23 protein-coding genes are annotated in these 26,946 nt (G+C 62.1%); 22 read left to right on the top strand and 1 reads right to left on the bottom strand.

What is annotated here, in order from left to right; genetic code table 11:
• From GIW04_RS01085 to GIW04_RS01010, 16 genes are all read left to right on the top strand, one after another.
• Positions 1 to 474, top strand: a 474-nt coding sequence (locus GIW04_RS01085; protein WP_236478921.1) for an ABC transporter substrate-binding protein, incomplete at its 5' end; no start/stop codon positions are given.
• A 27-nt stretch (positions 475 to 501) separates the two neighbouring features.
• The gene (locus GIW04_RS01080; RefSeq protein WP_120247435.1) at positions 502 to 1,278 is read left to right on the top strand and encodes an ABC transporter permease; all 777 of its coding nucleotides are present in this window, start codon (positions 502 to 504) and stop codon (positions 1,276 to 1,278) included.
• The gene (locus tag GIW04_RS01075; RefSeq protein WP_003195665.1) at positions 1,275 to 2,042 is read left to right on the top strand and encodes an SDR family oxidoreductase; all 768 of its coding nucleotides are present in this window, start codon (positions 1,275 to 1,277) and stop codon (positions 2,040 to 2,042) included. Before GIW04_RS01080 ends, GIW04_RS01075 begins: the two co-directional genes overlap by 4 nt.
• A 13-nt stretch (positions 2,043 to 2,055) precedes the next feature.
• Complete coding sequence (locus GIW04_RS01070; protein ID WP_014720525.1) at positions 2,056 to 2,595, top strand: cupin domain-containing protein; 540 nt, start codon at positions 2,056 to 2,058, stop codon at positions 2,593 to 2,595.
• A 4-nt stretch (positions 2,596 to 2,599) separates the two neighbouring features.
• Positions 2,600 to 3,478 carry an alpha/beta fold hydrolase gene (locus GIW04_RS01065; protein WP_120247434.1) on the top strand — a complete coding sequence of 293 codons (879 nt, stop codon included), beginning with the start codon at positions 2,600 to 2,602 and terminating at the stop codon, positions 3,476 to 3,478.
• Positions 3,475 to 4,308, top strand: coding sequence for an IclR family transcriptional regulator (locus tag GIW04_RS01060; RefSeq protein ID WP_003195671.1), 834 nt, complete (start codon positions 3,475 to 3,477; stop codon positions 4,306 to 4,308). The genes GIW04_RS01065 and GIW04_RS01060 overlap by 4 nt, the downstream gene beginning before the upstream one ends.
• Before the next feature lies 1 nt (position 4,309).
• The gene (locus tag GIW04_RS01055) at positions 4,310 to 5,107 is read left to right on the top strand and encodes an SDR family oxidoreductase (RefSeq protein WP_120247433.1); all 798 of its coding nucleotides are present in this window, start codon (positions 4,310 to 4,312) and stop codon (positions 5,105 to 5,107) included.
• Positions 5,100 to 6,785: a thiamine pyrophosphate-binding protein gene (locus tag GIW04_RS01050; protein WP_032900944.1), complete on the top strand. Its 1,686-nt coding sequence runs from the start codon at positions 5,100 to 5,102 to the stop codon at positions 6,783 to 6,785. The genes GIW04_RS01055 and GIW04_RS01050 overlap by 8 nt, the downstream gene beginning before the upstream one ends.
• Positions 6,786 to 6,795: 10 nt before the next feature.
• The gene (locus GIW04_RS01045; protein WP_034134086.1) at positions 6,796 to 7,599 is read left to right on the top strand and encodes an aspartate dehydrogenase; all 804 of its coding nucleotides are present in this window, start codon (positions 6,796 to 6,798) and stop codon (positions 7,597 to 7,599) included.
• 9 nt (positions 7,600 to 7,608) lie between these two features.
• The gene (locus GIW04_RS01040; RefSeq protein WP_120247432.1) at positions 7,609 to 9,105 is read left to right on the top strand and encodes an aldehyde dehydrogenase; all 1,497 of its coding nucleotides are present in this window, start codon (positions 7,609 to 7,611) and stop codon (positions 9,103 to 9,105) included.
• The gene (locus tag GIW04_RS01035; protein WP_003195680.1) at positions 9,102 to 10,067 is read left to right on the top strand and encodes a VOC family protein; all 966 of its coding nucleotides are present in this window, start codon (positions 9,102 to 9,104) and stop codon (positions 10,065 to 10,067) included. Before GIW04_RS01040 ends, GIW04_RS01035 begins: the two co-directional genes overlap by 4 nt.
• Before the next feature lie 13 nt (positions 10,068 to 10,080).
• The gene (locus GIW04_RS01030) at positions 10,081 to 11,223 is read left to right on the top strand and encodes an FAD-dependent monooxygenase (protein WP_034134088.1); all 1,143 of its coding nucleotides are present in this window, start codon (positions 10,081 to 10,083) and stop codon (positions 11,221 to 11,223) included.
• A 25-nt stretch (positions 11,224 to 11,248) separates the two neighbouring features.
• Entirely contained in the window at positions 11,249 to 11,476 is a 228-nt protein-coding gene (locus GIW04_RS01025) for a recombinase-like helix-turn-helix domain-containing protein (protein WP_003195684.1), read from the top strand.
• Between the two features lie 19 nt (positions 11,477 to 11,495).
• Positions 11,496 to 12,530, top strand: coding sequence for an aromatic ring-hydroxylating oxygenase subunit alpha (locus GIW04_RS01020; protein ID WP_003195686.1), 1,035 nt, complete (start codon positions 11,496 to 11,498; stop codon positions 12,528 to 12,530).
• Positions 12,527 to 13,486, top strand: coding sequence for a PDR/VanB family oxidoreductase (locus GIW04_RS01015; RefSeq protein ID WP_120247431.1), 960 nt, complete (start codon positions 12,527 to 12,529; stop codon positions 13,484 to 13,486). Before GIW04_RS01020 ends, GIW04_RS01015 begins: the two co-directional genes overlap by 4 nt.
• A 445-nt stretch (positions 13,487 to 13,931) precedes the next feature.
• Complete coding sequence (locus GIW04_RS01010; protein ID WP_120247430.1) at positions 13,932 to 15,158, top strand: hypothetical protein; 1,227 nt, start codon at positions 13,932 to 13,934, stop codon at positions 15,156 to 15,158.
• A gap of 318 nt (positions 15,159 to 15,476) precedes the next feature.
• Here GIW04_RS01010 and GIW04_RS01005 read toward each other — a convergent pair whose 3' ends face one another.
• Positions 15,477 to 15,767, bottom strand: a complete 291-nt coding sequence (locus GIW04_RS01005) for a DUF3077 domain-containing protein (protein WP_120247429.1) — start codon at positions 15,765 to 15,767, stop codon at positions 15,477 to 15,479.
• A 568-nt stretch (positions 15,768 to 16,335) separates the two neighbouring features.
• Between GIW04_RS01005 and GIW04_RS01000 the strand changes: the two genes are divergently transcribed.
• The 6 genes from GIW04_RS01000 (at position 16,336) to GIW04_RS00975 (ending at position 26,848) form a co-directional block, all read left to right on the top strand.
• Entirely contained in the window at positions 16,336 to 17,781 is a 1,446-nt protein-coding gene (locus tag GIW04_RS01000) for an alanine/glycine:cation symporter family protein (RefSeq protein ID WP_003195697.1), read from the top strand.
• A gap of 76 nt (positions 17,782 to 17,857) precedes the next feature.
• Positions 17,858 to 18,835: an asparaginase gene (locus tag GIW04_RS00995; RefSeq protein ID WP_034134093.1), complete on the top strand. Its 978-nt coding sequence runs from the start codon at positions 17,858 to 17,860 to the stop codon at positions 18,833 to 18,835.
• A gap of 50 nt (positions 18,836 to 18,885) precedes the next feature.
• Entirely contained in the window at positions 18,886 to 19,878 is a 993-nt protein-coding gene (locus tag GIW04_RS00990) for an AraC family transcriptional regulator (RefSeq protein WP_003195702.1), read from the top strand.
• A gap of 133 nt (positions 19,879 to 20,011) precedes the next feature.
• Entirely contained in the window at positions 20,012 to 21,046 is a 1,035-nt protein-coding gene (locus GIW04_RS00985; RefSeq protein WP_003195706.1) for a histone deacetylase family protein, read from the top strand.
• Positions 21,043 to 22,134, top strand: a complete 1,092-nt coding sequence (locus GIW04_RS00980) for a polyamine ABC transporter substrate-binding protein (RefSeq protein WP_003195708.1) — start codon at positions 21,043 to 21,045, stop codon at positions 22,132 to 22,134. Before GIW04_RS00985 ends, GIW04_RS00980 begins: the two co-directional genes overlap by 4 nt.
• 124 nt (positions 22,135 to 22,258) lie before the next feature.
• On the top strand, positions 22,259 to 26,848 hold the full coding sequence (locus tag GIW04_RS00975) for a hypothetical protein (protein ID WP_236478920.1): 4,590 nt from the start codon (positions 22,259 to 22,261) through the stop codon (positions 26,846 to 26,848).
• The last annotated feature ends 98 nt before the right edge of the window (positions 26,849 to 26,946 follow it).

The raw sequence follows: 26,946 nt of genomic DNA, 5'->3' as shown, positions 1-26,946 counted from the left end.
CTGTTTACGGCCAACAAGGCCCAGGCTATGGCCGGCGTGCCGGACTGGATGGTCACCGCCGAAGAAGCCGGCGCGCAGATCAAGCTGATTCCCCAGGAACAGATCTTCGAAAGCATGGCCCAGGCCATCCTCGCCTCGGATGACGCCATCAAAAACCACCCCCAGGTGGTGCGCGGTGTGGTGCAGGCCACGCTCAAAGGCATGCACGACATTATCCAGGACCCGCGTGCCGCCGCCGTCACCTTTGCCAAAGCGGTCCCGACCTACGCCGGCAAGGAAGACTCACTGGAGAAAATCTTCAAGCTCTATGTCGAGCACGTCTACGCCAACCAGCGCGTACTGGGGCACATCGACCCCGAGCGCCTGGACAAGGTCCGCCAGTTCTACGTGAGCGAAGGCATCGTGCCCCGGGAAACGCCGCTGGATGAGCTGTTCACCAACCAATTCGTCGACAGCCCGGTCGCCGCGCAATAACGCACCGGACAACAAGGTACGCATACGATGAAAAACTTGAACTCCTCCGTGCTCGGTAGCGTGGCGCTGCTGATCCTGTTCCTGGCGCTCTGGCAATGGGGCCCCGGGCTGCTCGGCATGCCCGAATTCGTCATGCCCAAACTCAGCCGCGTGGCCCAGGAAAGCCTGGTGATGTGGCACAGCGGCGGCCTGCTGGAACACACCCTGATCACCGCCATGGAGATCATCGTCGGCTTCGCCCTGGGCGCCTTGCTGGGCTTGATGATTGGTGTGTCCCTGGGCTTGTCGCCCGCGGCTGAAGCCATGCTGTCGCCCTACATCCTGGCGTTGCAGATTGCACCGAAAGTCGCCTTTGCGCCGCTGTTCGTGATGTGGCTGGGCTACACCATCTACCCGAAGATTCTGATCGCGATTCTGATCGTGTTTTTCCCGGTGATGATCAACGTGCTCTCGGCGATCCGCACGGTCGATCCGGACATGATCAACCTGGTGCGCACCATGAACGCCAGCCGCTGGCAGATCTTTTGCCTGGTGGAATTCCCCTCAGCCATGGCCGCGCTGTTTTCCGGCCTGCGCATCGCCTCCACCCTGGCCGTGATCGGCGTCACCGTCGGCGAGCTGGTCGGCGGTAACCAGGGCCTGGGCTTCCTGTTGGTGGACGCCGAGGGCCAAGGCAACACGGCCGGTGTATTCGTCGCCATCGTCATGCTCACCCTGATTGGGGTGGTCGCCTACGGCGCCGTGGTGTGGGCAGAAAAACGCGTCCTGCACTACATGCCCAAAGCCATGTTGAGCACGCAATGATGACCGACCGTAATCGTTTGCTCGAAGGTCGCCGCGTACTGGTGACCGGCGGCGCCCGTGGCCTGGGTTACGGGTTCGCCCAGGCCATCGGCCAGGCCGGTGCTCGCGTGGTGATTGCCGATGTGCTGCAAGACCGTGTGCAACAGGCGGCGTGTGAACTGCAAGCCCTGGGGCTGGACGTGCAGGCTGTCACTGTCGACCTGGCCCAGCCTGAGTCGATCCAGGCATGCATCAGCGCGACACTCGATTTGCTGGGCGGCCTCGATGGCCTGGTGAACAACGCCTCCATCACCAACTCCGGTGGCAAAGGCTGCGAAGACCTGAGCATCGACACCTGGGACCAGGTGATGCAGGTCAACGTGCGCGGCACCTGGCTGATGACTACCGCCTGCCTGCCGGCACTGCGTGCCAGTGGCCACGGCGCCATCGTCAACCTGGCCTCCGACACGCCCCTGTGGGGCGCGCCAAACCTGTTGGCCTACGTTGCCAGCAAGGGCGCAATCATCGCCATGACCCGCAGCCTGGCCCGCGAGCTGGGCGCCGACAACATCACGGTCAACGCCATCGCCCCTGGCCTGGTGCTGGTGGAAGCCACCGCCTACGTGCCCGAGGCTCGTCACCGTTTGTACAACGACCAGCGGGCCATCCAACGCCCGCAATTGCCCGAAGACGTCAGCGGCGCCGTGCTGTTCGCGCTGTCCGACCTTGCCCGCTTCATCACTGGACAAACCCTGCCGGTCAACGGCGGGTTCGTCATGCCTTGATCTGGAGACTGTCATGACTGATCTATCTGCCCAAAACGACACCCCGAAAAGCTGGGACCGCCCGGCCGGCGCCAGCCTGGAAAGCTGGATGAACACCCGTATCGCCCGTTACGAAACGCGCAAGTACGACTGGGATGCGCTGAAGTTCCAGGCCGACTACGACCCCAAGTTCCGCCGCGCACAAATGCGCTACATCGGCACCGGCGGCACCGGCATCAGCACCGACATGAACACCATCCCGTCGGAGCATTTCACCTTTTCCACCATGGTGATCCCGGCTGGCCACGAAGGCCCGCCGCACCTGCACATCGACGTCGAAGAAGTGTTCTTCGTGCTACGCGGCAAGCTCAAGGTGGTGCTGGAAAAAGACGGCGAGCGCTTCGAGACCATCCTCACTGACCGCGACGTGATTTCCGTGCCACCGGGCGTGTACCGCGAGGAGATCAACATCGGCGATGAAGACGCGTTGATGTGCGTGATGCTCGGCGCGAAAAAACCCATCACGCCGACCTACCCGCCAGAGCACCCTCTGGCTTCGATCAAGCGCGGATAAGCCCATGCTGCCAGGACTCTCTCAAGCCGCGCCGACGGCCGACCTGCAAGCCCAACTGGAGCGTGATTTCCCCCAACGCCTGGTGGCCTCGGCCGGTGGGCAGCAGGCATTGCGCGAATGTGGCGCGGGGCCGGTGGTGGTGTTGCTGCACGGTATCGGCTCCGGAGCGGCATCCTGGCTGCAAGTGGCGCGGCAACTGGCGCCCCAGGCCAGGGTCATCGCCTGGGACGCTCCCGGCTACGGCGATTCCAGCCCGCTGGAGTCGGATGCGCCCAAAGCCGAGCAATACGCAGCCCGTCTGGCGCAGATGATGGATGCACTGGGTGTGGAGGAATGTGTGCTGGTCGGCCATTCCCTCGGCGCCCTCACCGCCCTGGCATTCGCCCGTAGTTCACAGGCCCATCGCGTCAACCGGCTGGTGCTGATCAGCCCGGCGCGCGGCTATGGCGCACCAGCCCTTGGCCAACAGCGCCAGCAGGTGCGTCAGCAACGCCTGGACAACCTGCAACGCCTGGGCATCGCCGGCCTGGCTGAACAACGCAGCGCTCACATGCTGTCGCCCCGTGCCACGCCCCAGGCCCTGGCTTGGGTGCGCTGGAACATGGCGCGCCTGAACCCCGTTGGTTATCGCCAGGCCATTGAATTGCTGTGCGGCGATGACCTGCTGCGCCATGGCCAACCGGCCATGCCCTGCGAGGTTCATTGCGGTGAAGCCGACAGCATCACCCCCGCCGAGGCCTGCCTGAGCGTGGCCAAGGCGCTGGGCGCCAGCTTCAACCTGATTGCCGACGCCGGCCACGCCAGCCCCATCGAGCAACCCCAAGTGGTAGCCGGGCGCCTGGCCTGCGCCATTCATCAATCCCTGACAGGTAGAACCCTATGAACGATTCCGATCTGCTCAAAGACGCTCAGGACAAATACATCGTTCCAGGCCTGGAGCGCGGCCTGCTCCTGCTCTGTGAGTTCAGCCGACGCAACCGCACCCTGACCGCGCCGGAGCTGGCACGCCGGTTGGCACTGCCTCGCTCGACCATCTTCCGTCTGCTGACCACCCTGGAGACCATGGGCTTCGTCACCCGCAGCGGCAATGAATACCGCCTCGGCATGTCCGTGCTGCGCCTGGGCTTCGAGTACCTGGCGTCGCTGGAGCTGACCGAGCTTGGCCAACCGCTGCTGGCGCGCCTGTGCGACCGGGTCAATTACCCGAGCAACCTGGTGGTGCGTGATGGTCGCTCGATTGTCTACGTGGCCAAGGTTTCACCGCCGTCGGTGTTCTCCAACGCGGTCAACGTCGGCACTCGCCTGCCCGCCCACGCCACTGTGTTGGGGCGCATCCTGCTCGAAGACCTGTCGTTGGCCGAGTTGCGTGAGTTGTACCCCGAAGAGCACCTGGAACAACACTCGCCCTGCACACCAAAAACCGTGATGGCCTTGTTCGACCTGGTCCAGGCCGACCGCCAGCGCGGTTTTGTCAGCGGCGAAGGCTTTTTCGAGTCGGCGATTTCCACGGTGGCCGCGCCGGTGCGTGACCAGAGCGGCGGCATTGTCGCAGCCCTGGGCGTGACCATCCCTACCGCGCAGATCGGCCACGTCAACTTTGAAGAACTCTTGAATCAGGTCCGGCGCAGCGCCGACGAGCTGTCACGCCTGCTCAACTACAACGGCGGCGCCCATAACGGCCAGCCCCGCGTTACCGCCTTGATGAGAGACTGACATGAGCCTTTACCAATTGCAGGGCCGCGTCGCCATTGTCACCGGGGGTTCTTCGGGCATTGGCCTGGCCTGTGTCGAACTGCTGCTGGAAGCCGGTGCGGCAGTAGCCTTCTGCGGTCGTGATCAAGAGCGCCTGCGCCGTGCTGAAGCCGGTTTGCGCGAGCGCTTCCCAAAGGCCCGCCTGCTGGCCCAGGCCTGCGATGTGCTCGATGCCGAGTCGGTCAACGCGTTTGCCGCCGCCAGCCTGGCTGCGCTGGGAGCGGCCAATGTGCTGATCAACAACGCCGGGCAAGGCCGGGTCTCGACCTTTGCCGACACCACCGACAGCGCCTGGACCGAAGAGCTGAACCTGAAGTTTTTCTCGGTGATCAACCCGGTCCGCGCGTTTAAGCCTCAGCTGGAAAACCAGCCTGACGCCGCCATCGTCTGCGTCAATTCGCTGCTGGCCAGCCAGCCCGAACCGCACATGGTCGCCACCTCTGCCGCACGCGCCGGGCTCAAGAACCTGGTGCGCTCGATGGCCACTGAATTCGCCCCGCAGGGCATCCGCGTCAACGGCATCCTGATCGGCCTGGTGGAATCCGGGCAATGGCGCAGGCGTTTCGAAGCGCGCGAAGAACGCGACCTCGGCTGGGCGCAATGGACCGCACGGCTGGCACAACAAAAACACATTCCCTTGGGGCGCCTGGGCCTGCCGATTGAAGCGGCCCGCGCGATCCTGTTTCTGGCCTCGCCTCTGTCGGCTTACACCACAGGCAGCCATATCGATGTATCCGGAGGCCTGTCCCGCCATGCGTAATGAAAACAACACTGTCACCGTGGGCGCTGCCATCACCGCCTTTCTCGAGCAATGCGACGTCAAGGCTGTGTTCGGCGTGATCTCGATCCACAACATGCCGATTCTCGATGCCTTTGCAGTGCGCGGCAATATCCGCTTCGTCATGGCCCGGGGCGAAGCCGGCGCCGCCAACATGGCCGACGCCTATGCCCGCACCACCGGCGGCCTGGGTGTGTGCCTGACGTCCACCGGCACTGCCGCCGGCAATGCCGCAGGCGCGATGGTCGAAGCCCAAACTGCAGGCACCCCGCTGTTGCACATCACCGGCCAGATCGAAACGCCGTACCTGGACCAGGAGCTGGCCTACATCCACGAAGCCCGCGACCAGTTGAACATGCTCAAGGCCGTGTCCAAGGCCGCCTTTCGCGTACGCAGTGTCGAGACCGCCCTGAGCACCATGAAGCTCGCGGTGCAGACCGCCCTGACCGCGCCCACCGGGCCGGTCAGCGTCGAAATCCCCATCGACATCCAGTCCACCTTTATCCCGATGCCCACCGACCTGTCGCCCCTGCCGATCCCGGTGGCCGTGCCCGCGCCGGATGCCCTGGACCTGATGGCCGACCGCCTGGCCAGCGCCAAGCGACCGATGCTCTGGCTCGGCGGCGGCGCCCGCCATGCCGGCGTACAGGTCAAGCGCCTGCTGGCGATGGGCGTGGGCGTGATCACCTCCACGCAAGGTCGCGGCGTGGTCAATGAAGACGACGAGCGTTGCCTGGGGGCTTTTTCGCAGAACAAGCGGGTCGAACAGTTCCTGCAAACCTGCGATGCGCTGCTGATCGCCGGCTCGCGCCTGCGCAGTAACGAAACCTTCAAGTACGCACTGAAACTGCCTTCGAATCTCTTGCGCATCGACGCCAACCCGGCGATCGAAGGGCGCAGTTACGCCAGCGAACTGTTTGTCTGCGGCGATGCGGCGCTGGCGCTCGAGGGCCTGGCGGATCGCCTGGAAGGTCGCTTGCACACCGACCCGAGCTTTCTCACTGAACTCAAAGCCGTGCGCGAACAATCACGTAGCCAACTGATGGCCGACCTCGGGCCGTACTCGGCCATGGTCGAGCAATTGCAGGCCGTGACCGGGCGCAACTTCTCCTGGGTACGCGACGTGACCCTGTCCAACAGCATCTGGGGCAACCGCCTGCTGACCCTGTATCACCCACGCGCGGGTGTGCATGCCTTGGGCGGCGGGATTGGCCAGGGGTTGGCCATGGGCATCGGCGCAGCCGTCGCCGCAGCGGAAACGGCGCCGGAGCGCAAAGTGTTCGCAATCGCAGGTGACGGCGGTTTCATCCTCAACCTGGGTGAGCTGGCGACTCTGGTCCAGGAGCGCGCCAACCTGGTGATCCTGCTGATGAACGACCAGCGTTACGGGGTGATCCGCAATATCCAGGACGCGGTCTACGGCAGCCGCCATTGCTACGTCGACCTGCACACCCCGGACTACACCAAGCTCGCCGAGTCCCTGGGACTGCGCCATGGCCTGGTCACCGACCTCAAGGACTTCGGCACGGTGGTGGACAGCGCCCTGAGCCAGCCAGGCCCGTTCCTGCTGGAAGTGGACATGCTCAGCGTCGGCAACTTCGCCACCCAGTTTGCCGGCCCGCCCAACAGCGAAACCAAAGCCCAGAAGGCCACCGCCTGAGGATCGCACCATGTTGCATATCACCATGATCGGCTGCGGTGCCATTGGCGTCGGTGTGCTGGAGCTGCTGGAGAACGACCCACAGCTGTGCGTGGATTACGTCATCGCGTCCGAGGGCTCAGAAGCCTTGGTGCGCCAGCGCCTGGCCAGTTTCAAACAGCCGCCGCAGGTGCTGACCGCCTTGCCCGCCGATGCCCGCCCGGATTTGCTGGTGGAGTGCGCCGGACATCGCGCCATTGAAGAACATGTGTTGCCGGCGCTGGAGCGTGGGATTGCCTGCCTGATTGTGTCGGTGGGCGCGCTGTCCGAAGTCGGCCTGGTGGAACGCCTGGAGGCGGCGGCGGAACGCGGCAAGACCCGCATCGAATTGCTGCCTGGCGCCATCGGCGGCATCGATGCGCTGTCGGCGGCCAAGGTCGGCGGGCTGGACGCGGTCAACTACACCGGCCGCAAGCCGGCCCGCGCCTGGAAGAACACCCCCGGCGAGCAGGCCTGTGACCTGGACACCATCGAGCAAGCCACGGTGATCTTCCAGGGCAGCGCCCGCGAAGCGGCGCGGCTGTACCCCAAGAACGCCAACGTCGCGGCCACCCTGTCGCTGGCCGGCCTGGGCCTGGACCGCACCCATGTCACGTTGATCGCCGACCCCCACAGCGATGAAAACGTCCACCACTTCGAAGCCCGGGGCGCCTTTGGCCGTTTCGAGTTGAGCCTGCGCGGCAAGCCCTTGCTGGCCAACCCGAAGACCTCGGCGCTGACCGTGTACAGCGTGGTCCGTGCCTTGGGCAACCATGCCCACGCGATTTCCATTTAGGAGCCGTCGATGAACACCGAACAGACATTACCCATCTGCATCGCCGGCCAGTGGCGCCCAGGCCGTGGCGAGCGTTATGCCAGCCGCTACCCGGCCACCGGCGAAGCCGTGGCCTGGCTCAATGCCGCCGACCTGCAGGATGTGGAAGAAGCCATTCAGGGCGCGCACCAGGCGTTTTTGCACAGCGGCTGGGCCCAGCGCAAACCCCACGAGCGGGCCGGCGTGTTGTATCGCATCGCCGAGTTGATCCGCCTGCACAGCGAAGAGCTAGCGCAACTGCAGCGCCAGGACAACGGTAAACCGATCAATGAAACCCGCGCCCTGGTAGCCAGTGCGGCCGGCACCTTTCAGTTCTTCGCCGCGGCCTGCGAAACCCTGGAAGAAACCATCACCCCGTCACGCGGTAATTTCATCAGCATGAGCGTGTATGAACCGATGGGCGTGGTCGCCGCGATCACTCCGTGGAACTCGCCGATTGCCAGCGAGGCGCAGAAGGTCGCTCCGGCATTGGCGGCGGGCAATGCGGTGGTGATCAAACCGGCGGAAATCACCCCGCTGCTGGCCCTGCGCCTGGCGCGTCTGTGTGAAGAGGCCGGCTTGCCCAAGGGATTGATCAGCGTGCTGCCGGGCAAGGGTTCGTTGCTGGGGGATGCGCTCACCCGCCACCCGCTGATCAAGCGCGTGTCGTTTACCGGTGGCACGCGCACGGGCAAGCACATCGCCCATATTGCCGCCGACAAGATGATGCCGGTGTCCCTGGAGCTGGGCGGCAAGTCACCGACCATCGTCCTCGAGGACGCCGACCTTGAGCATGCGGTGGCCGGGGTGCTGTACGGCATCTTCAGTTCGTCGGGCGAAGCCTGCATCGCCGGCTCCCGGTTGTTCATCGCCCGCGCCTTGTACGAGCCGTTCATGCAGCGCCTGGTCGCTGCCGCCGCGAACCTGCGGGTGGGCGACCCGGCCGACGAGCATACACAGATGGGCCCGTTGATCAGCGCCAGCCACCGCGAATCGGTGGAGCGTTACGTCGCCCTCGGCCTGGCCGAAGGTGGGCGCCTGCGCCTGGGTGGGCAGCGCCCCAGCGGTAATGTGTATGACCAGGGTTACTTCTATCCGCCGACCATCCTGGAGGGCCTGAGCAACCACCAGCAAGTGTGCCAGGAGGAAATCTTCGGGCCGGTATTGGTCGCCATGCCGTTCGACGACGAAGCACAACTGCTGGAGCAGGCCAACGACAGCGTCTACGCCCTCGCCGCCGGCATCTGGACCCGTGACTACAAGCGCGCCTGGGCCCTGGGCCGGCGTTTGCAGGCCGGTACGGTATGGATCAACACCTACAAGCAGTTCTCGATCTCCACGCCTTTCGGCGGCTGGCGCGACAGCGGCCTGGGCCGCGAAAAAGGTCGCCTGGGCATCCTGCAGTACATGGAACAGAAGAGCCTCTACTGGGGCATGAACGAACAGCCACTGGCCTGGGCCGGTGTGCCACGAGAGGTAGCGCAATGAGCGTTTTAGGTATTGATGAAGTCACTTACGGCGTCGAGGACCTGGACACCTGCGTACGTTTTTTCAGCGACTGGGGCCTGACCCAAGTCAGCGCGCAATCGGACGAGGTGGTGTTCGAGACCCTCAACGGCTGTCGCGTAGTGCTTGCGGACCTGAACAAGCCGGGCCTGCCGCCGGCCATCGAAGCCGGCTCCACGGTGCGCGAAGTGGTATGGGGCGTAGCCAGCACCGCCGACCTGGCGCTGTACAGCCAACGCATCGCCAATGACCCGGGGTTTGTCGAATGTGACGGGCGCATCGGCTGCACCGACCCCAACGGTCTGGCGATCCGCCTGCAAGTCACGCGCAAGCGTGAACTGGAGATTGAATGCAGCGGCCACAACACCTGGCAGACCAAGGGCCGGATCAACAAGGCGGCGCCAATCTATGAACGCGCGACACCGATTGAAGTCGGCCACGTGGTGTTTTTCGTCAAGGACGTGAACGCCTGCGAAGCCTTCTACCACGAGCGTTTCGGCTTCCAGGCCTCGGACCGTTACCCGGACCGCGGCGCCTTCCTGCGCACCGCCGAAGAAGGCGGCCACCACGACCTGTTCATGTTGCAACTGCCGGCACCACGGGCGGGGCTGAACCACGTGGCCTTTACCGTGCGCGACGTTCATGAGGTGTTTGGCGGCGGCATGCATGTGTCCCGCAGCGGCTGGCCGACCGAAATCGGGCCGGGCCGCCACCCGGTGTCTTCGGCGTTTTTCTGGTACTTCAAGAACCCGGCCGGCGCGCTGGTGGAGTACTACGCCGATGAAGACCAACTGACCGGCGAATGGCAGCCACGCACCTTTGAGCCCGGCCCTACGGTATTCGCTGAATGGGCCATTGCTGGCGGTATCGACGGCAACACCCGGCGCCAGCAACACGTCGAAGCGCCGCAAGGCAAGTTCCTCACCGACAAACCCAAACCTTGAGCAGGAGTCGCCCATGCCTTCCCTGAATATTGCTATCGCCGGTGCCGGTATCGGCGGCCTGACCGCCGCCATCGCCCTGCATCGCGCCGGTCACCAGGTCACCGTGTTCGAACAGTCCAAGGCCTTTTTGCGCGTCGGTGCCGATATCAACCTCACCCCCAACGCGGTCCGTGCGCTGGATGGCCTGGGCATTGGCCCCGCCGTACGCATCCCGGCCGCTCGCCCCACGCACCGCATCAGCCGCATGTGGGACACCGGCGAGGAAACCTCGCGCCTGGAAATGTCCGATGCTGCCGAACAAAAATACGGCGCGCCGCAACTGACCATCCACCGCGCCGACCTGCTCGCGGCCCTGGCCGAAGTGTTCCCGCTGAACAACGTGCAGTTCGCCAAGCGTGCCGAACGGATAGAACAGGCTGACGACGGCATTACCTTGCACTTCAAGGATGGCAGCCAGCACCGCTGTGACGTGCTGATTGGCGCAGACGGTATCCACTCAGTGGTGCGCAGCGCGCTGTTTGGCGAAGAGCATCCGCGCTTTACCGGCGTGGTGGCCTATCGCGCGGTGGTACCGGCCGAACAGGTGGCGCATGTGCCGAACATCCAGGCGTTCACCAAATGGTGGGGGCCGAACCCGCAAAGCCAGATCGTCACCTTCCCGCTGAACCAGGGCAAAGACATCTTCATCTTCGCCACCACCGCCCAGGACAGCTGGCACGAAGAGTCGTGGACCAGCGCCGGCGATGCCGATGAGCTGCGCAGCCACTACCAGGCGTTCCATCCGGACGCCCGCGCCCTGCTTGATGCCTGCACCGATGTGCTCAAGACCGCGTTGTATGAGCGTGACCCGCTGCCGTTCTGGTCCAAGGGCGCAATCACCCTGCTGGGCGATGCCTGCCACCCGATGATGCCGTTCATGGCCCAGGGCGCCGGCCAGGCCATCGAAGATGCGGTGGTGCTCGCCCGCTACCTGCAAGACCTCGACAGCCAGGCCTCGGTGGCCGGCGCGTTGCAGGCTTACCAGCAAGCGCGCCTGGAACGCACCAGCCAGATCCAGATCGGCTCGCGGGGCAACCAGTGGCTCAAGGACGGCGGTAATGCCGATTGGGTCTACGGCTACGACGCCTGGGGCGTCCCAACAACTCACGCAGCCTGAACACACCTGTACGGAGGTCAACACCATGAGTACTCACGAACCCTACCTGCAACCCCATCAGGCACGTAAACGACCCAACACCCAGTTCGAAGAGTTGCTGGGCGACTCCATCGAGCGCGCGTTTGGCAGTGGCGTGACCGAACTGCCGGCCCTGCTCGCGCATTTGAACCTGGCCGGCCCGCCGTGCCCGCTGACCAGCGGCGAGTGGACCGAAGATGCCTACAAAACCCTGATGGCCCGGCTGGGCGAATGACCCGGCAGAAGGAATAAAAATGAACATGCAATTGACCGTCGACCCTGTTGAACAGCACCTGGCCAATGGCCTCAAAGACCTCTGGTTCCCGGTATTGCCGTCGGACCTTTTGGGTGAGAAGCCGCTGTCGATACGGCGCCTGGGCTACAAGATCGCCCTGTGGCGCGACAACGATGGCAGCGTTCACGCGCTCGAAGACCATTGCCCCCATCGCGGCGCCCCGCTGTCCCAAGGGCCGGTGTTGGGCGATCGCCTGCAGTGCCCGTATCACGGCGTTGAAGTGCGCTGCGACGGCACCGTCACCAAAGTACCCGGCAGCCCCGGCTGCAAACTGGAAGGCAGCCGGCCCACGCGTATGTTCCACACCCGCGAAGCCGCAGGCGCGATCTTCTTGTTCAACGCCACCGACCCGCACCTGGACGTTGCGCCGGAGCTGGTGCTGCCCGAACAATTGACCTCGCCCGAGTGGAGCAGCTTCGTCTGCTACACCGAGTGGAAAGGCGACTATCGCTACGTGATCGACAACGTCATGGACCCGATGCACGGCACCTACCTGCACAAGATGTCGCACTCGATGAGCGAAGGCGAAGCCACCGCCAAATTCGTCACCCGCGACACCGACACCGGTTTTTTCTTCGAGAAGGAAGGCCAGCGCGGCGTGAACTTCGACTGGACCGAGTTCGTGGACAACGGCTGCCATTGGCTGCGCCTGGAAATCCCCTACCCGAAAACCGGCGGCCCCGGCGGCAACTTCACCATCATCGGCAGCTACACCCCCAGCAGCCGCTCGCTGGCCGCCGCGTTCCACTGGCGCTGCCGCCCGCTGACCGGCTGGCAGCGCGACACCTGGCGGTTTCTGTACAAGAACCGCCTGGAAGCTCGGCATTGGGCGGTACTGGAACAAGACCGAGTGCTGCTGGAGTTCATGGAGCCGGATGCCAATCAGCGTGAAAACCTCTACCAGCACGACCTGGGCGTAGTGCGGCTGCGGCGGTACCTGAAGAACGCCGCCAAAGCCCAGCTCGAGTTGATCGACGCGAAGCAATTGCCATGAACAAAGCCGCGCTCCTCAACGCCCGCGTCCACACCCTGCGCTATGAGGCCGAAGGCATCATCAGCGTCGAACTGCGGCCTTTGGGCGATACCGTGTTCCCACCGTTCGACGCCGGCTCGCACATCGACCTGCACCTGGCCAACGGCCTGGTGCGCAGTTATTCGCTGCTCAATTCGCCCAGCGACCGTGGGCGTTATGTGGTCGGTATCCTGCGTGACCGCAACAGCCGTGGCGGTTCGGAGTATGTGCACAGCCAATTGCGGGTCGGCATGCCGTTGTCGATCTCGCCGCCTCGCAACAACTTCGAACTGGACCTGAGCGCCAGCCACAGTGTGCTGGTGGCCGGAGGCATCGGGATCACGCCGATCTACTGCATGTTCCGCCAATTGCTGGCGCTGGGAAAATCCGCCGAGCTGATCTACTGCGCCCGCTCACGCCAGGAAGCTGCATTGGTAGAAGAATTGGGCGGACTCGGTGCGCGGGTGATTTACCACTTCAATGACGAAAAAGGCGTGCCGCCCGATCTGGCCGCCTACCTCGCCGGCCAACCTGCGGATACCCATCTGTACTGCTGCGGCCCGACGCCGATGCTCGACGCTTTCGAAAGTACCTGTGAGCGCCTGGGTTATCCCCATGCTCACATCGAACGCTTTGCCGCCGCCGAACTGCCGCCCAGCGAAGACGCCCAGAGCAGTTATAGCGTTGAACTGAAAAGGTCCGGCAAAACCCTGGCGGTGGAAACTGGCTTGAGTTTGCTGGATGTGCTGCTGGAGGCGGGTTGCGACATTGATCACAGCTGCCGCGAAGGCGTGTGTGGCTCCTGCGAGACGCGGGTAGTGGAAGGCGAAATCGACCACCGCGATGGGGTGCTGACCAAGGCCGAGCGGGCTGCGAACAAGTCGATGATGGTGTGCGTTTCAGGCTGCAAGAGCCAACGCTTGGTGCTAGACCTCTAACCCCCCTTGTAGGAGCGAGCTTGCTCGCGAAGAACGTCCAGGCACCGCGTTACTCCAAGGTGCTCGCAGTATCGTTAACGTTTTTCGCGAGCAAGCTCGCTCCTACAGGATCACCCGCAAAGTGCCCGTTTCATTGGCAGCGTGCAATAAATACGCACCTATCACGGGCAACTTTGTTACCACACTTACAGGTTGTTTCATGGGTTATACAAACCGCTTTGTTTCCCATATAAACAACTGTTTTTGATGATGTTTTTATAAAGCATTAACTAACAAGCCGCCTGGCACACTTCCTGCTCTACTCCTGTGCATTCACTGATTAAACGGCGTTTCGCCGATAAAACAATAAGAACCAACACTTAAACCCGGTAAGACCCGCTCCCTCCTTAGTTGCCTTTAAAGGCAAGCGGACGAGTGTTGCCGATCACCCGGTAGAGAGGTCTCTATGAAGCGCGTCTTGTGTGCAGGATTGATGTTTGCCAGTTTCAGCAGTTTCGCCGCAGAACCCATTCCTTCCGAGCCGGTACGGGTCAACGCCGCCAACAAACCTTTCCCGCATATTTCCTGGCGCAGCGATAGCGGCGACAGCAGCCTGGACATCGGCGGGGCGTTGCGTACCAACTATCGCGACGAGCATTGGGACACCACCGAAAACAACGGCAGGTTTCTGTTCGACACGTTCCGTCTGGATGTGCAGGCCACCTACAAGAGCCTCTACAGCGATATCGGCTACTGGTTCCAGGATGACGGCAAGCGTTCCATTGACCGCGGGTTCGTGGGCTATCGGCTCAATCCCAACTCCAACCTGCAACTGGGGGCGCCGTTCAAACCCTTCGGTCTGGAGCCTTATCCGCAATTTGGCTGGAGCTACCACCTGCCGTTTTTCATGGGCTACGCGGTGAGTGCCGGCACCGGCCTCAAATACAGCTACAAGGATCAGGATTGGGACGTGCAACTCGGCTACTTCCCGCGCATGCTGCCCAGCGATTTGCGTTACTCGCCGGAAGTGGGGCGTTACGCCGACTTGAATGACAACGCGATTGCCTTCACCCAGTCGCGCCAGGACAACGAGAAGCGCAACCAATTCAACGCCCGCGTGGCGCGCACCTTCAACAACGATGGCTGGAAGACCGAAGTCGGTGCCTCACTCGCCACCGCCCAACTGTACAACGCAACCACCAAAGACAATGGCGACTACTGGGCCGCCGGCGTGCACGCCATCATCAGCAAGGGCCTGTGGACCGTCACCACCCAAGCCATCCGCTACGAATACGACCCCGAAAACCCGGCCGGGGTGAGCAACGACTCAGTGCTGATGGGCGGCAATGGCCTGACGCCTGCGTACCTGATCGCCTCCAAGGCCAGCCTGGCTTCGCTCAACGTCGGCTACGACATCCACACGCCCCGGCTGGGGCAACTGAAGAAGATCAAGCTGTACAGCGATTACAGCCGGATGATGAAAGACAAAAGCGCCTGGGACGACTCGCAGATGTTCACCGTGGGCGCGCAGTTCCTGGCGATGCCGGTGATGGCCTGGGTCGATCTCACGTGGGCGCGTAACGCCAATCCCTATGGTGGTGCGGAGAATGGCAGCGGCTTTACCAGCACCAATTCGGTGGGCAGCAACGACTGGTATTACCGCACCAACGTCAACATTGGTTACTACTTCTGACATCACCCCCCCTGTGGGAGCGGGCTTGCTCGCGAAGGCGCCATATCAGCCACTGCATACGTTGACTGACCCACCGCATTCGCGAGCAAGCCCGCTCCCACAAGGGGGGTGTGCGCTGGCAGTTGGCTTTTTGCTGATATCCGGCCTCGGGTGAGGCTCGTTTGGGTTACCTGAACTTTTCCAGAATGTATGCAGCCGCCAACCAAATCAGAGCCGCCACATAGATAACGCCTCCTATGCCTGTCCTCATTGCTTTACCTCTTATCCATGGTTTGATGGGGCTGCGGCGCCCGATGCCGTGCACCGGGCGCGTATTACTTACTGCGCAGGTGGAGTGCCTGGCTGCATCGCCAGCAGCAGGTCATCGATGATGGCTTTGCCCATTTCGCCCAGGTAATGCGAGGCGAATGCGAACTTCTCGGCCCTTGGGTCCATGGCGGCTTCAAGGGAGAGCATTTTGGCGTAGTAGAGCACGTGGGAGGCGTGTTCGAGGGCTTCCACAAGCGGAACCCCGGCGTTGACGCGGAACAGTTTCAGGTGGCTTTTGTTTTCTCCGCAGTCTGCGAAGGTGGCGGCGCCGATGGTTTCGGCTGATAGAGCATTTGGCATAGCAGAGTCCTTTTGCGTGAACAAAAAGAGCTGCCACTAACGTTTCCAGGCGAAGGGTGGCAGCTGTACGCGGGCTGGAAACCGAGGCAAAAGGAACCCGGCAGACCCGAAGGTCTCCCACGCACAGCCGCCATAAAGCACAAACGGCAGGCATAAAAAAAGCGCCTGCTGATTGTTTGACGACGCTGTAGCGTCCTTAAGCATCGGGTTTCCAGGCCCGGTCGCTGATGAGCAGCGACGCCGCAGAGATTAACGCTATGCACGTGCCCTCGCAACCGGTGGCAAATGGCTGTTGTGGTGAGATATTAATCGTCTACAGCGCGCCTTTTCCGATTGACCGTTCCTCGGCCAATTACGCTCCTTGCAGACGGCTGGCGCGCACCTAGGTATAGTGCCGCCCCTCTTCGCGTCTGCGGCTTTCGGTAACGAGGCCCGGGTACACCGCGAAAGCGCATGAATAACAACACCCGCAAAAGGATGGGGATCGAGCGTCGTGCACTGCCTGGTGCCGAGCGATGCGTCGGACCGTCCTGCGTTTGCCATCAGAAAAATCAGCGAGGAACACTCCATGCTCGAAGTCATCAACGACTTCCTCTCAGGGAAAGTACTGATCGTGCTCATAGTCGGGCTCGGCGGTTATTTCACGATCCGCTCGCGTTTCGTGCAATTGCGTCACTTTTTCCACATGTTCTCGGTGTTTAAAGACAGCCTCAAGAGCAGCGCCGGCCAACTCAGCTCGTTCCAGGCGCTGATGCTCAGCCTGGCCGGCCGCGTGGGTGCCGGTAACATCGCCGGTGTCGGCATTGCCGTGACGTTGGGTGGCCCGGGTGCCGTGTTCTGGATGTGGGTTACCGCGCTGGTGGGCATGTCTTCGAGCTTTATCGAGTGCTCCCTCGGCCAGTTGTACAAGCGCACCGACGCTGAAGGCACCTACCGTGGCGGCCCGGCCTATTACATCCAGCACGGCCTGCACAAGCGCTGGCTGGGTATGGTCATGGCGTTCCTGCTGCTGGTGACCTTCGGCTTTGCCTTCAACGGCCTGCAAGCCCACGCTGTAACGCACTCGCTGAACAACGCCTTCGGCCTCGACACCACCTACACCGGCCTTGCGCTGGCGGTGTTGCTGGGCCTGGTGTTCATCGGCGGGATCAAGCGTATCGCCTCGATTGCCGACCTGCTGGTGCCGGTCAAGACCCTGGTCTACATCGCCGTGACCCTGTACGTGATCGTGCTGCAATTCGACCATGTACCGGCCATGCTCGCGACCATCGTCAAGAGCGCGTTCGGCCTCGACCAAGCCTTCGGTGGCCTGGTGGGCAGTGCGATCATCATGGGTGTGAAGCGCGGCGTGTTCGCCAACGAAGCAGGCTTGGGCAGTGCGCCTAACGTGGCGGCAGTGGCGTCGGTAGAACACCCGATCGCCCAAGGCGTGGTGCAGGCGTTCAGCGTGTTCCTCGACACCTTCGTGATCTGCACCTGTACTGCGTTGCTGATTTTGCTGTCCGGTTTCTACACCCCAGGCTTTGAAGGTGACGGCATTGCCCTGACCCAGAACTCCCTGGCGGCGGTAGTGGGTGACTGGGGCCGCATGTTCATCTCGGTGGCCCTGGCGTTGTTCGTGTTCACGTCGATCATGTACAACTACTACTTGGGCGAGAGCAACCTGCGCTTCCTGGTCGGTAACAACCGCAAGGTGCTGATGGGTTATCGCGCTCTGGTGCTGGTGCTGATTTTCTGGGGTTCCATCGAAAACCTGAGCACGGTGTTCGCCTTCGCCGACATCACCATGACCATGCTCGCGTTCGTCAACCTGTTCGCCCTGGCGTTCCTGTTCAAGATTGCCATGCGCATCCTCAATGACTACGACAACCAGCGCGCGGCGGGCATCAAGACTCCGGTGTTCGATTCCAGCCAGTTCCCCGACCTGGACCTGGACCGCAAGGCATGGCCGGCCAACCCGGTGAAAACCGAAACGGCCCCGGCAGCGGAACTGAGCGCTCAAGCGCAACGTTAATCGCAGCTAGATGACACGCCGCCCGGCCTTGGGCATGCTCTGGGCCCGGCGGCGTTTTTCGTTCAGGAGATTTTCGATGCAATCAGCTAATAACGTGATGGTGCTCTATACCGGCGGCACCATTGGCATGCAGGCCAGCGCCAACGGCCTGGCGCCCGCGTCTGGTTTTGAAGTGCGCATGCGTGAACAGTTTGCCGGCGCAGACCTGCCCGCGTGGCGCTTCCAGGAAATGTCGCCACTGATCGACAGCGCCAACATGAACCCTGCCTACTGGCAACGCCTGCGCAGCGCCGTGGTCGAGGCGGTAGATGCCGGCTGCGACGCCGTGCTGATCCTGCACGGCACCGACACCCTGGCCTACAGCGCGGCGGCCATGAGCTTCCAACTGCTGGGCCTGCCGGCGCCGGTGGTGTTCACCGGTTCGATGCTGCCAGCGGGTGTACCGGATAGCGATGCCTGGGAGAACGTCAGCGGTGCGTTGACGGCCTTGGGCGAAGGCCTGAAGCCGGGTGTGCACCTGTACTTCCACGGAGCGCTGATGGCGCCGACTCGCTGCGCGAAGATTCGCAGTTTTGGGCGCAACCCGTTTGCCGCACTGCAACGCAATGGCGGTGTTGCGCTGGCAGACAAGCTTCCCGCCGCGCTGGCCTACCGCAACGACAAGGCCCCGGCCAACGTTGGTGTCCTGCCGCTGGTTCCTGGCATTGCTGCCGCGCAACTGGATGCATTGATCGACAGCGGCATCCAGGCATTGGTACTCGAATGCTTCGGCAGCGGCACCGGGCCAAGTGACAATCCGGCCTTCCTCGCCAGCCTGAAACGTGCGCAGGATCAAGAGGTGGTAGTGGTTGCAATCACCCAATGCCATGAAGGCGGCGTGGAACTGGATGTCTACGAAGCCGGCAGCCGCCTGCGCAGCGTGGGTGTACTGTCCGGCGGCGGCATGACCCGAGAAGCGGCCTTCGGCAAGCTCAACGCCTTGATCGGCGCGGGGCTGGACAGCGCAGAAATCCGCCGCCTGGTGGAATTGGACCTGTGCGGCGAGCTGAGCTGACCGGCATGTAACTTGCTCCACTTCCAGCTATCCCCTGGCTGGAAGTTCCCATGCTGCATTCCCACCTCACCACCCTCAATGCCGTTTCCCTAGTGCTGCGTACCTTCGAGGTCGAAGGCTTGCCCCCTGAAGCATTGCTGGCCGGCAGCGGCATCTGTGCGGCGGATTTGAGCCGCGCCGACACGCGTATCGCCACACATCAGGAGATGCAAGTGTGTGCCAATGCCGTGGCCCATCAGCGTGATATCGGCCTGATCGTTGGACGGCGTATGCATGTTTCCTCGTACGGCCTACTGGGCTATGCCCTGCTCACCAGTGCCACTTTCGGTGACGCTTTGCGCCTGGCCCTGCGGTATCCGGCGCTGTTGGGAACACTCTTCGAACTGAGCCTGGAAGAGGACGGCGAGCGTATCTGGTTCACGGCCGGCGATTACCGCGAAAACCCGGCACTGACTGCCTTCAATGTCGAGCTGTGCCTGGGATCACTGAAGGTCATTTGCGACGACCTGCTCGGCCATCCACTGCCGTTGCTGGGCGCTCGGTTCGAGCACGATGCGCCGGATTATCAGGCCCGCTACGCCGAGAGCTTCGACTGCCCGCTGCAGTTTCAGGCTATCGCCAACGCGTTCGCCTTTGATAAACGCTGGCTCGCCCAACCTTTGCCCCTGGCCGACGCGGTCACCCACCAGGCCATGGTCGAACGTTGCCGCAAACAGAACACCGAATTCACCGGGCGCGAGGCCTGGCTGGGGCGAATCCGCCAGCTGCTGGCTGCACAATTGCACGCCGCACCTGGGCTCGATGGCCTGGCTCAGCAGATGAACTGTTCTGCGCGCACCCTGCGCCGGCACCTGCACAACCTGGGTTGCAGCTATCAGGAACTGCTCGATGAGCTGCGTTTCGAACGCGCCAAACAGTTGTTGGCTAACGGCCTGTGGCCGATCCACCGGATTGCCGAGACGCTGGGGTTCAGCGAAACGGCAAGCTTCAGGCATGCGTTCGTGCGCTGGAGCGGCGTCACGCCGAGCCAATTTCGTGCATGACGCGCCAATGAGGGGCGAATTGCGGACACACACTTTGGCCATATTGATCCCCTTTTGGCCGCTCCTGTCGTTCTCATAAACCGCGTGCGCCGCAAGACTGCACTCACGAATACAGCCTGCGGAGAACAACAACATGCTGACGATCTACTCGGACGATCACCACCTGCACCATGGCCGCTGTGAGCTGATGGACGGGCAACTGATGCCCTGCTTCGAAATGCCCTCGCGCGCCGACCATGTGCTGCAACGGGTCAAGGACCGCGAACTGGGCCCGGTGCAGGCCCCGGAGGATTTCGGCCTGGCACCGCTGCAACGTATCCACAGCCGCGACTACCTCGACTTCTTCAAAGGCGCCTGGCAACGCTGGACCGAATACGGCCAGGACGGCGACCTGCTGCCTTACACCTGGCCTGCGCGCACGTTGCGCCGCGTGTTGCCCACCAGCCTGCACGGCCAGTTGGGCTATTACAGCTTCGACGGTGGCGCGCCGATCACCGCCGGCACCTGGCAAGCGGCTTACAGCGCAGCACAAGTTGCCCTCACCGCCCAGGCCGCTATCGCCCATGGCGCCCATAGTGCCTTCGCGCTGTGCCGCCCACCGGGGCATCACGCCGCCAGCGATTTGATGGGCGGTTATTGCTACCTCAACAACGCGGCCATCGCGGCCCAGGCGTTCCTTGATCAGGGCTGCAAAAAGGTCGCGATCCTCGACGTGGATTACCACCATGGCAACGGCACGCAGTCGATTTTCTATGAGCGCAGCGACGTGCTGTTCACCTCGATTCACGGCCATCCGGAGGCAGAGTTTCCGTTCTTTCTCGGTTATGCCGATGAGCACGGCGAAGGCGAAGGCGCGGGTTTCAATTTCAACTATCCGTTGCCGGCGGGCTCCGGCTGGCAGGCCTGGAGCGCGGCGCTGGAACAGGCCTGCGCCGAGATCGAGCGCTACGCTGCCGACATCATCGTGGTGTCCCTGGGCGTGGACACGTTCAAGGACGACCCTATCTCGCAGTTCAAGCTCGACAGCCCCGACTACCTAGCCATGGGCGCACGCATTGCGCGCCTGGGCAAACCCACGCTGTTCGTGATGGAAGGCGGCTACGCGGTGGAAGAAATCGGCATCAACGCCGTCAACGTGCTGGAAGGTTTCGAGGAAGCAGCCCAATGAACATACTCAAGTCGCTCGCCCTGTGCGCCGTGGTTGTCAGCGGCGCAGCCCAGGCCGAAGAAAAAACCCTGAAGGTCTACAACTGGTTCGACTACATCACGCCCAAGGCGCTGGAAGACTTCAAGGCCCAGCACCCGTCGATCAAGCTGGTGTACGACATCTTTGACACCAACGAAGCCCTGGAAGCCAAACTGCTCACCGGCAACTCCGGCTATGACGTGGTGGTACCGTCCAACGTGTTCCTGGCCAAACAGATCGAAGCCGGCGTGTTCCAGCCCCTGGACCGCAGCCAACTGCCCAACTGGAACCACCTCGATCCCAAGCTGATGAAGCTGATCGAGGCCAACGACCCCGGCAATCAATACGCCGTGCCCTACATGTACGGCACCATCCTGATCGGCTTCAACCCCGCCAAGGTCAAGGCGGCCCTGGGCGACAACGCCCCCGTGGACAGCTGGGACCTGATCTTCAAGGAAGAGAACATCAGCAAGCTCAAGCAATGCGGCGTCGCACTGCTGGACTCGCCCTCGGAGATCCTGCCCCTGGCCTTGCAGCACCTGGGCCTGGACCCCAACAGCAGCAACCCCAAGGACTACGACAAGGCCGAAGCCCTGTTGATGAAGATCCGCCCGTACATCACCTACTTTCACTCCTCCAAATACATGGCCGACATCGCCAACGGCGATATCTGCGTGGCGGTGGGCTACTCCGGCAGTTTCTCCCAGGCCGCCAACCGTGCCAAGGAAGCCAAGAATGGCGTGACCGTGGACATGCGCCTGCCCAAGGAAGGCGCGCCGATCTGGTTCGACATGCTCGCCATCCCCAAGGGCGCCAGCAACCCGGGCGACGCCTACACCTTTATCAACTACCTGCTGCAACCCAACGTGATCGCGCCGATCAGCGACTTTGTCGGTTACCCCAACCCCAACAAGGATGCCAGCGGGTTGGTCGAACCAGCCATTCGTAACAACCCCAACCTGTACCCGACCGACGCAGCCATGGCCACGCTCTATACCCTCAAACCCCTGGACAGCAAAGCCGAACGCGCCAGGACGCGGGCCTGGACCAAGATCAAATCCGGCAGGTAACGCCCTGCAGATTTTACAGTAGGCCTACGTAAGCACCGCCTCCCCGGCTGGCCGAGCCCTAGCATGGAAAACCCGAGCCTGGACCTCGGGTTATTTCCATCAATCGGCCAGACAGGGAAGCCTCATGACCTCAGCCGCTGCAAACACGCCCTCTACGAACGCAAAGCGCCTGGATGAACGTTCAGCGCTGTTCACCGAACTCTACGTCGGTCCCTCATTCAGGGAGACCGCGTCCCACTTGTTGCGCCAGTCGCTGCGAGAACACTACCCAACGCTGGATATTGACCCGGACATCGCCATGGTCGGTACACCCACCTGGCAATTGATCGACAATGAGATCGTCGCCGGCCCCACGCATTATCAGTCGCTCAGTGAAATCCTCGCGATACAGGCCGTCGTGGCCGAGCCCGCCCTGTACATCGAGGGCGAGCACTTTCTCACCCAGCAACCGATCGTCGAACCAGCGGTGCACCTGCCCGTGCGCATCTGTGAAATAGCCAAGACCCTCAACCTGCTGGCCCCGGTCATGCTGCGGGCCTTCCAGCAACAGCTGGTCGATTATTGGAACCAGACCAACGGCAACGGCGCTCACTGGCAGCGACTGTCGAGCGTATTGCGAGCGATCTGGAACGTTGAGACCGCCGATGACTGGAGCGCCACCGAATGCGCCATGGCGCGCACCCTGTTCACGTCCCCCGATAAAGCCGACCGCAAGGGTAAAGACCCCTATAACCTCAAGGCCTGCCTGATTGAAATCGACCGAATCGACGCAGAACAAGTGACACACCGCAATGAGGTGGTGATCGCGGTACTGCTCGGCGAACATGAAGGGCAAACCTCGATCCTCATGCATTCGCTGCTCAAGGGTTATGAAAAATTCCCTTCGCTGGAGCAACTGGGCCATTCGCTGCCTGAGCATTTGCCGGGCTCTACCGCAAAGCAGGAAATCCATTGGCGCCTGTACGAACCCGAGGGCAATTTTTTTGATCAGCAAGCTTGCGCGTTGGTGGCTGTGCTGGTGGAGGCCGTGGGTGACATTGATTTTTCAGACGTGCATCACACCCACGCCGCTGATGTCGCAGTGGGCACGCCGCCCGCCGTCGTCCCCCTTGCGACGGATAAAAGCCCCGACCTTGCGTGGTATCAGAGCCAATTGCCCGATTGGTTGATGAATGCCTCCAACGCAGACCAGGATTTCTTCGCTCGCCACTTGAAGGACCTCGCTCCGCTGCACAGCCAGAACGACGGCCGCTCCTACCTGGACGATATCCCTTCCATCGAAGCGTACGCGTTGAAGATGGCCAAAGCGCAAATGCTCAAGGATCATCCTGACAGCGCCAACGTTCCCTTGGATAAAATCCGGCTGGAGGTAAAAAGCCCGGTCATCTGGGGCGCCTTCGTGGTGCCGGGTCAGTTCGACACCAGCACCTTCAGCGTGGCCGAGTTGGCCCTGCAGAATCTGATTGCGCTGCCGACCGGTAATCGCTCTCTCAAGACCGAAAATGGCTTCAACCTGCCCGAATGGTTGGACGCGGATTATGTTGTATCACTGGTCACCGCTGTCGATATCGGCAGCACCTATCCCGCCCTGGTCAAAGAGAAACTGCTGGATGACCCGCAGGAATCCTCGCGCCGTAAAACGCTCTTCAAACAGCACCTGCGTATCCAGCTGCCGATGCAGGCCTTGCAAGCCAAGATTCGCCAGCAGGAAGGTATCGACGAGCGTGGCTACCGTTACGTGGCCGCCGTCTTACAGGACGACCCCACTGACCGTCTAGTGGACGGACAAACCCTTGTGCTCAGGCCATTGGCTTTCCGGCCATTACGGCGCACGTCGGCTTCTTTGGACACGGTGGCTAACATGTATGTGATCGGCCCCGACGACCCGGCGGCGGGACCCTGCCTGCTGTATCGGCCGATGTTCACGCCGGCACTGATGCAGTTCCCGTCACCGGCCAATCTGATCTATGCGATCTCGCAGTCGAGCAGCCTGCGCGAGTCGGTGCTGGCCTGGCTACCGGAAGCCGTGCGCAGCGACTATGCCAATTATGTATTTCCCGGCACGCTGCCATCCCCCTGGCAGGTAGCCGATGCCCTGATAGAGCCCGATAAGCTGTGGACCATGAGCGGGCCCATGACGCTGGGTGAGCAGGTACTCAACGGCGATCGGTTCTACGCGCTGTTCAAAGCCAACGCTGATGCCTTGATCGAACTGGCCGATCGGCAATCGGTCTCCAACGCCGAAAACCGCTGGGCCACCTTCAAGCGCGCCGGTTGGCTGATCTTCAATCTCGTGCTGCCTTTTCTCGGTCGTAGCGTAGGCACGGCGGCGTGGATCTGGCAGGTGGTCGATCAACTGCAGAACTTTATCGAGGCTCAGGAACACGGTGAAAAGCAGGCCGAGTGGTCGGCGCTCACCGATGTGCTCCTCAATCTGGGCATGGCAATCACCTTGCACGTCGCCAGCCGCAGCCACCGCCCCGGTTACCCACGCAAGTCCAGGCCAGCATTGCCGAAGGCGACAACCGCCAAAGACGTCACGGTCAAACAACAGCCGTCGGCATCTCATGAGCTGCCCGCACCTCATTTGCACATCGATGGCGCAATCAAGCGCGCCCCAGGTGAACTCGTCAAACTGCTCGACAGCTTCAAGGTCAGTAAACCGCAAAACCTGGGCACCGTTGAAACTGCCGAAGGCCAGTACCAGTACCTGTACCGCCAGGCGCAGCACTACTACGCCCCCGTGGGGGAGCGCTGGTTCGAGGTGAGCGTCGGCGAGGATGAGCCGGTGGTCATCATCGATCCCAAGAAGCCTGAACGCACAGGCCCGGCATTGATCCACAACGCCAGGGGCCAATGGTTCATCGACACACGCTTGCGCTTGCGCGGCGGCGGCCCCAAGAAACAGCAGCAAAAGTCGCAGACCGACGCGCAGGCCGAGGCCGATAAGGCCCAACAGCGCTTGTCACAATTCGAGCAAGACAAGACGGCCACGCAAGAGCAGCTGCAACAGGCGCGAGTGGCCATGGACGATCCTCAGGCCAGCACGTCGGCCCAGGCCCGCCGTCACACCTACCTGCAGAAACTCGAAACCCAGAGAAACAGCTACGAATCGGCGCTGCAACAACTCAAGATCTTGAACGTCTTCGCGCCGACCGCAACCTATCAGGAGCAAGCCGTTAGCTATGTAGACGCCGAGCTGAAGCTGAGCGAAACCGGGATACGCGAGGCTCAAGTCACCTTTACGCCCAAGCTCGAAGCCGTGCTGGACCAGATCAAACATCAGATCAGCCACCCGCAGGATCGTCAGATTGACGATGCCCGGGCCCTGACCGATATGAGCCAGGACATGATCGAGCGCCTCAATTACATCGAATCGCGCTTTAATCAACTCAGGGCAATGGGCAAGAAAGGCTTCGAAGCCATTCGCGAGCACCGCAAGCACTTGCCGGCCTACACCGCCCAATACCTCAGGGCCCTGCAGGTAACGATGGCGCGTAACCTGTGCGTGGACGAGAGCAGCACCACCGCACTGGATGCGTGGAATGCCATCGACCGTATTGTCGACAGCGCCGACCTGACCATCCTGAGTTTTCGTGAAAGTCTGCTGGAGCGCAGCGAGTCGCGGCTGGACGAACGCATCGAAATCCTCGCCAGCCTGGTGGAGCAATTCAACATCATTGATGAACGCCTGCAGGATTTTGCCCAGGAGTTCAACGACGTCGCGCTGACCAGCCCGCTCACACGCCTGCGTGAAAAAGTCCGTGGTTTCTACAACGAAACCGTGGGTCACCTGGAGTTGCTGCACAATGCCCGCGAAGCACTCAGAAGCCGACCCACACCGCCACCCACCCCTCCAAAAATCAGGAAAAAAATCATCTATACGCGCTACAACGGCGTTCTGATTGGGGAGCCCCGCCGCTCAGCCCTAGGCGAGGAAACCGGACTGGTGGATATCAGATCACCGCTCAACGACGAGATCATCGCGACCTTTCACGAAAAACCCGCAGGCATCTGGGTGCAGCGCGAGAGCCCCATCGAAGCATCGTCCGCCCCTACCCTTGATGTCGCCACCTGCGTCAATCAGGCACAGGATCTGTTAGACCAGTTACAAGCCTTCAAGCAACGTGCCGCCGAGCAAGCGGCCAAGCCGGAACGCAGCGCCATCGGCATCGAATGGCTGTATCACCAGCACGCGCTGAAATTGGAGCAGGCCTCGGCCAACATTGAACAGGCCTTGACCGAAGGCAATATCACCGACAGCCGCCTAGGCTCAGCGGCGGTTGTCAACAAACAACTCAGCGAAGCAGTGCAAGCCCTTTACAGCGAGGCGCGAAGCTACAAGTCGCTGTTAATCAAAAAGCACCCACCCACTGTGCAAGGTGTGGAATGGCTGATGCAAAACAACGAGATCGTCATCAAGAAAACCGTCAAGCGCCGCCGAATCAAAGGCCCTGACAAGGACTATCTGGACGAGTACACCATCAGTAACCGCAACGACCGAAGCGTGCTGTGGTATGCCCATTTCCATTACTCCACCGACTGGGTGCCCGCCAAGGCGTTTTTGCGCGCACGCCTCAAAACGCCACAAGAGCACGGGCGGGGCGAAGAAGCCGATACCCTCAACGGCCTTAGCGAGAAGCAGAAAACCGCGATCTATCTCAGCGAAATCAATCTGGACCAGGCACGACGGTTGTTTTTCAACGTGAAATAAATCACCCACCTGTGGCGAGGGTGCTTGTCCCACACTGAACGGCTGCGCCTCGACGTATCTACCGCCCTCGTCACACCGGCGCTCGCTAACTTGCCGAC

The sequence above is a fragment of the Pseudomonas sp. PA-4-8C genome, assembly GCF_021606625.1.
GTDB classification, from domain to species: domain Bacteria; phylum Pseudomonadota; class Gammaproteobacteria; order Pseudomonadales; family Pseudomonadaceae; genus Aquipseudomonas; species Aquipseudomonas lactis.
This window is presented reverse-complemented; position numbering and strand designations above follow the sequence as displayed.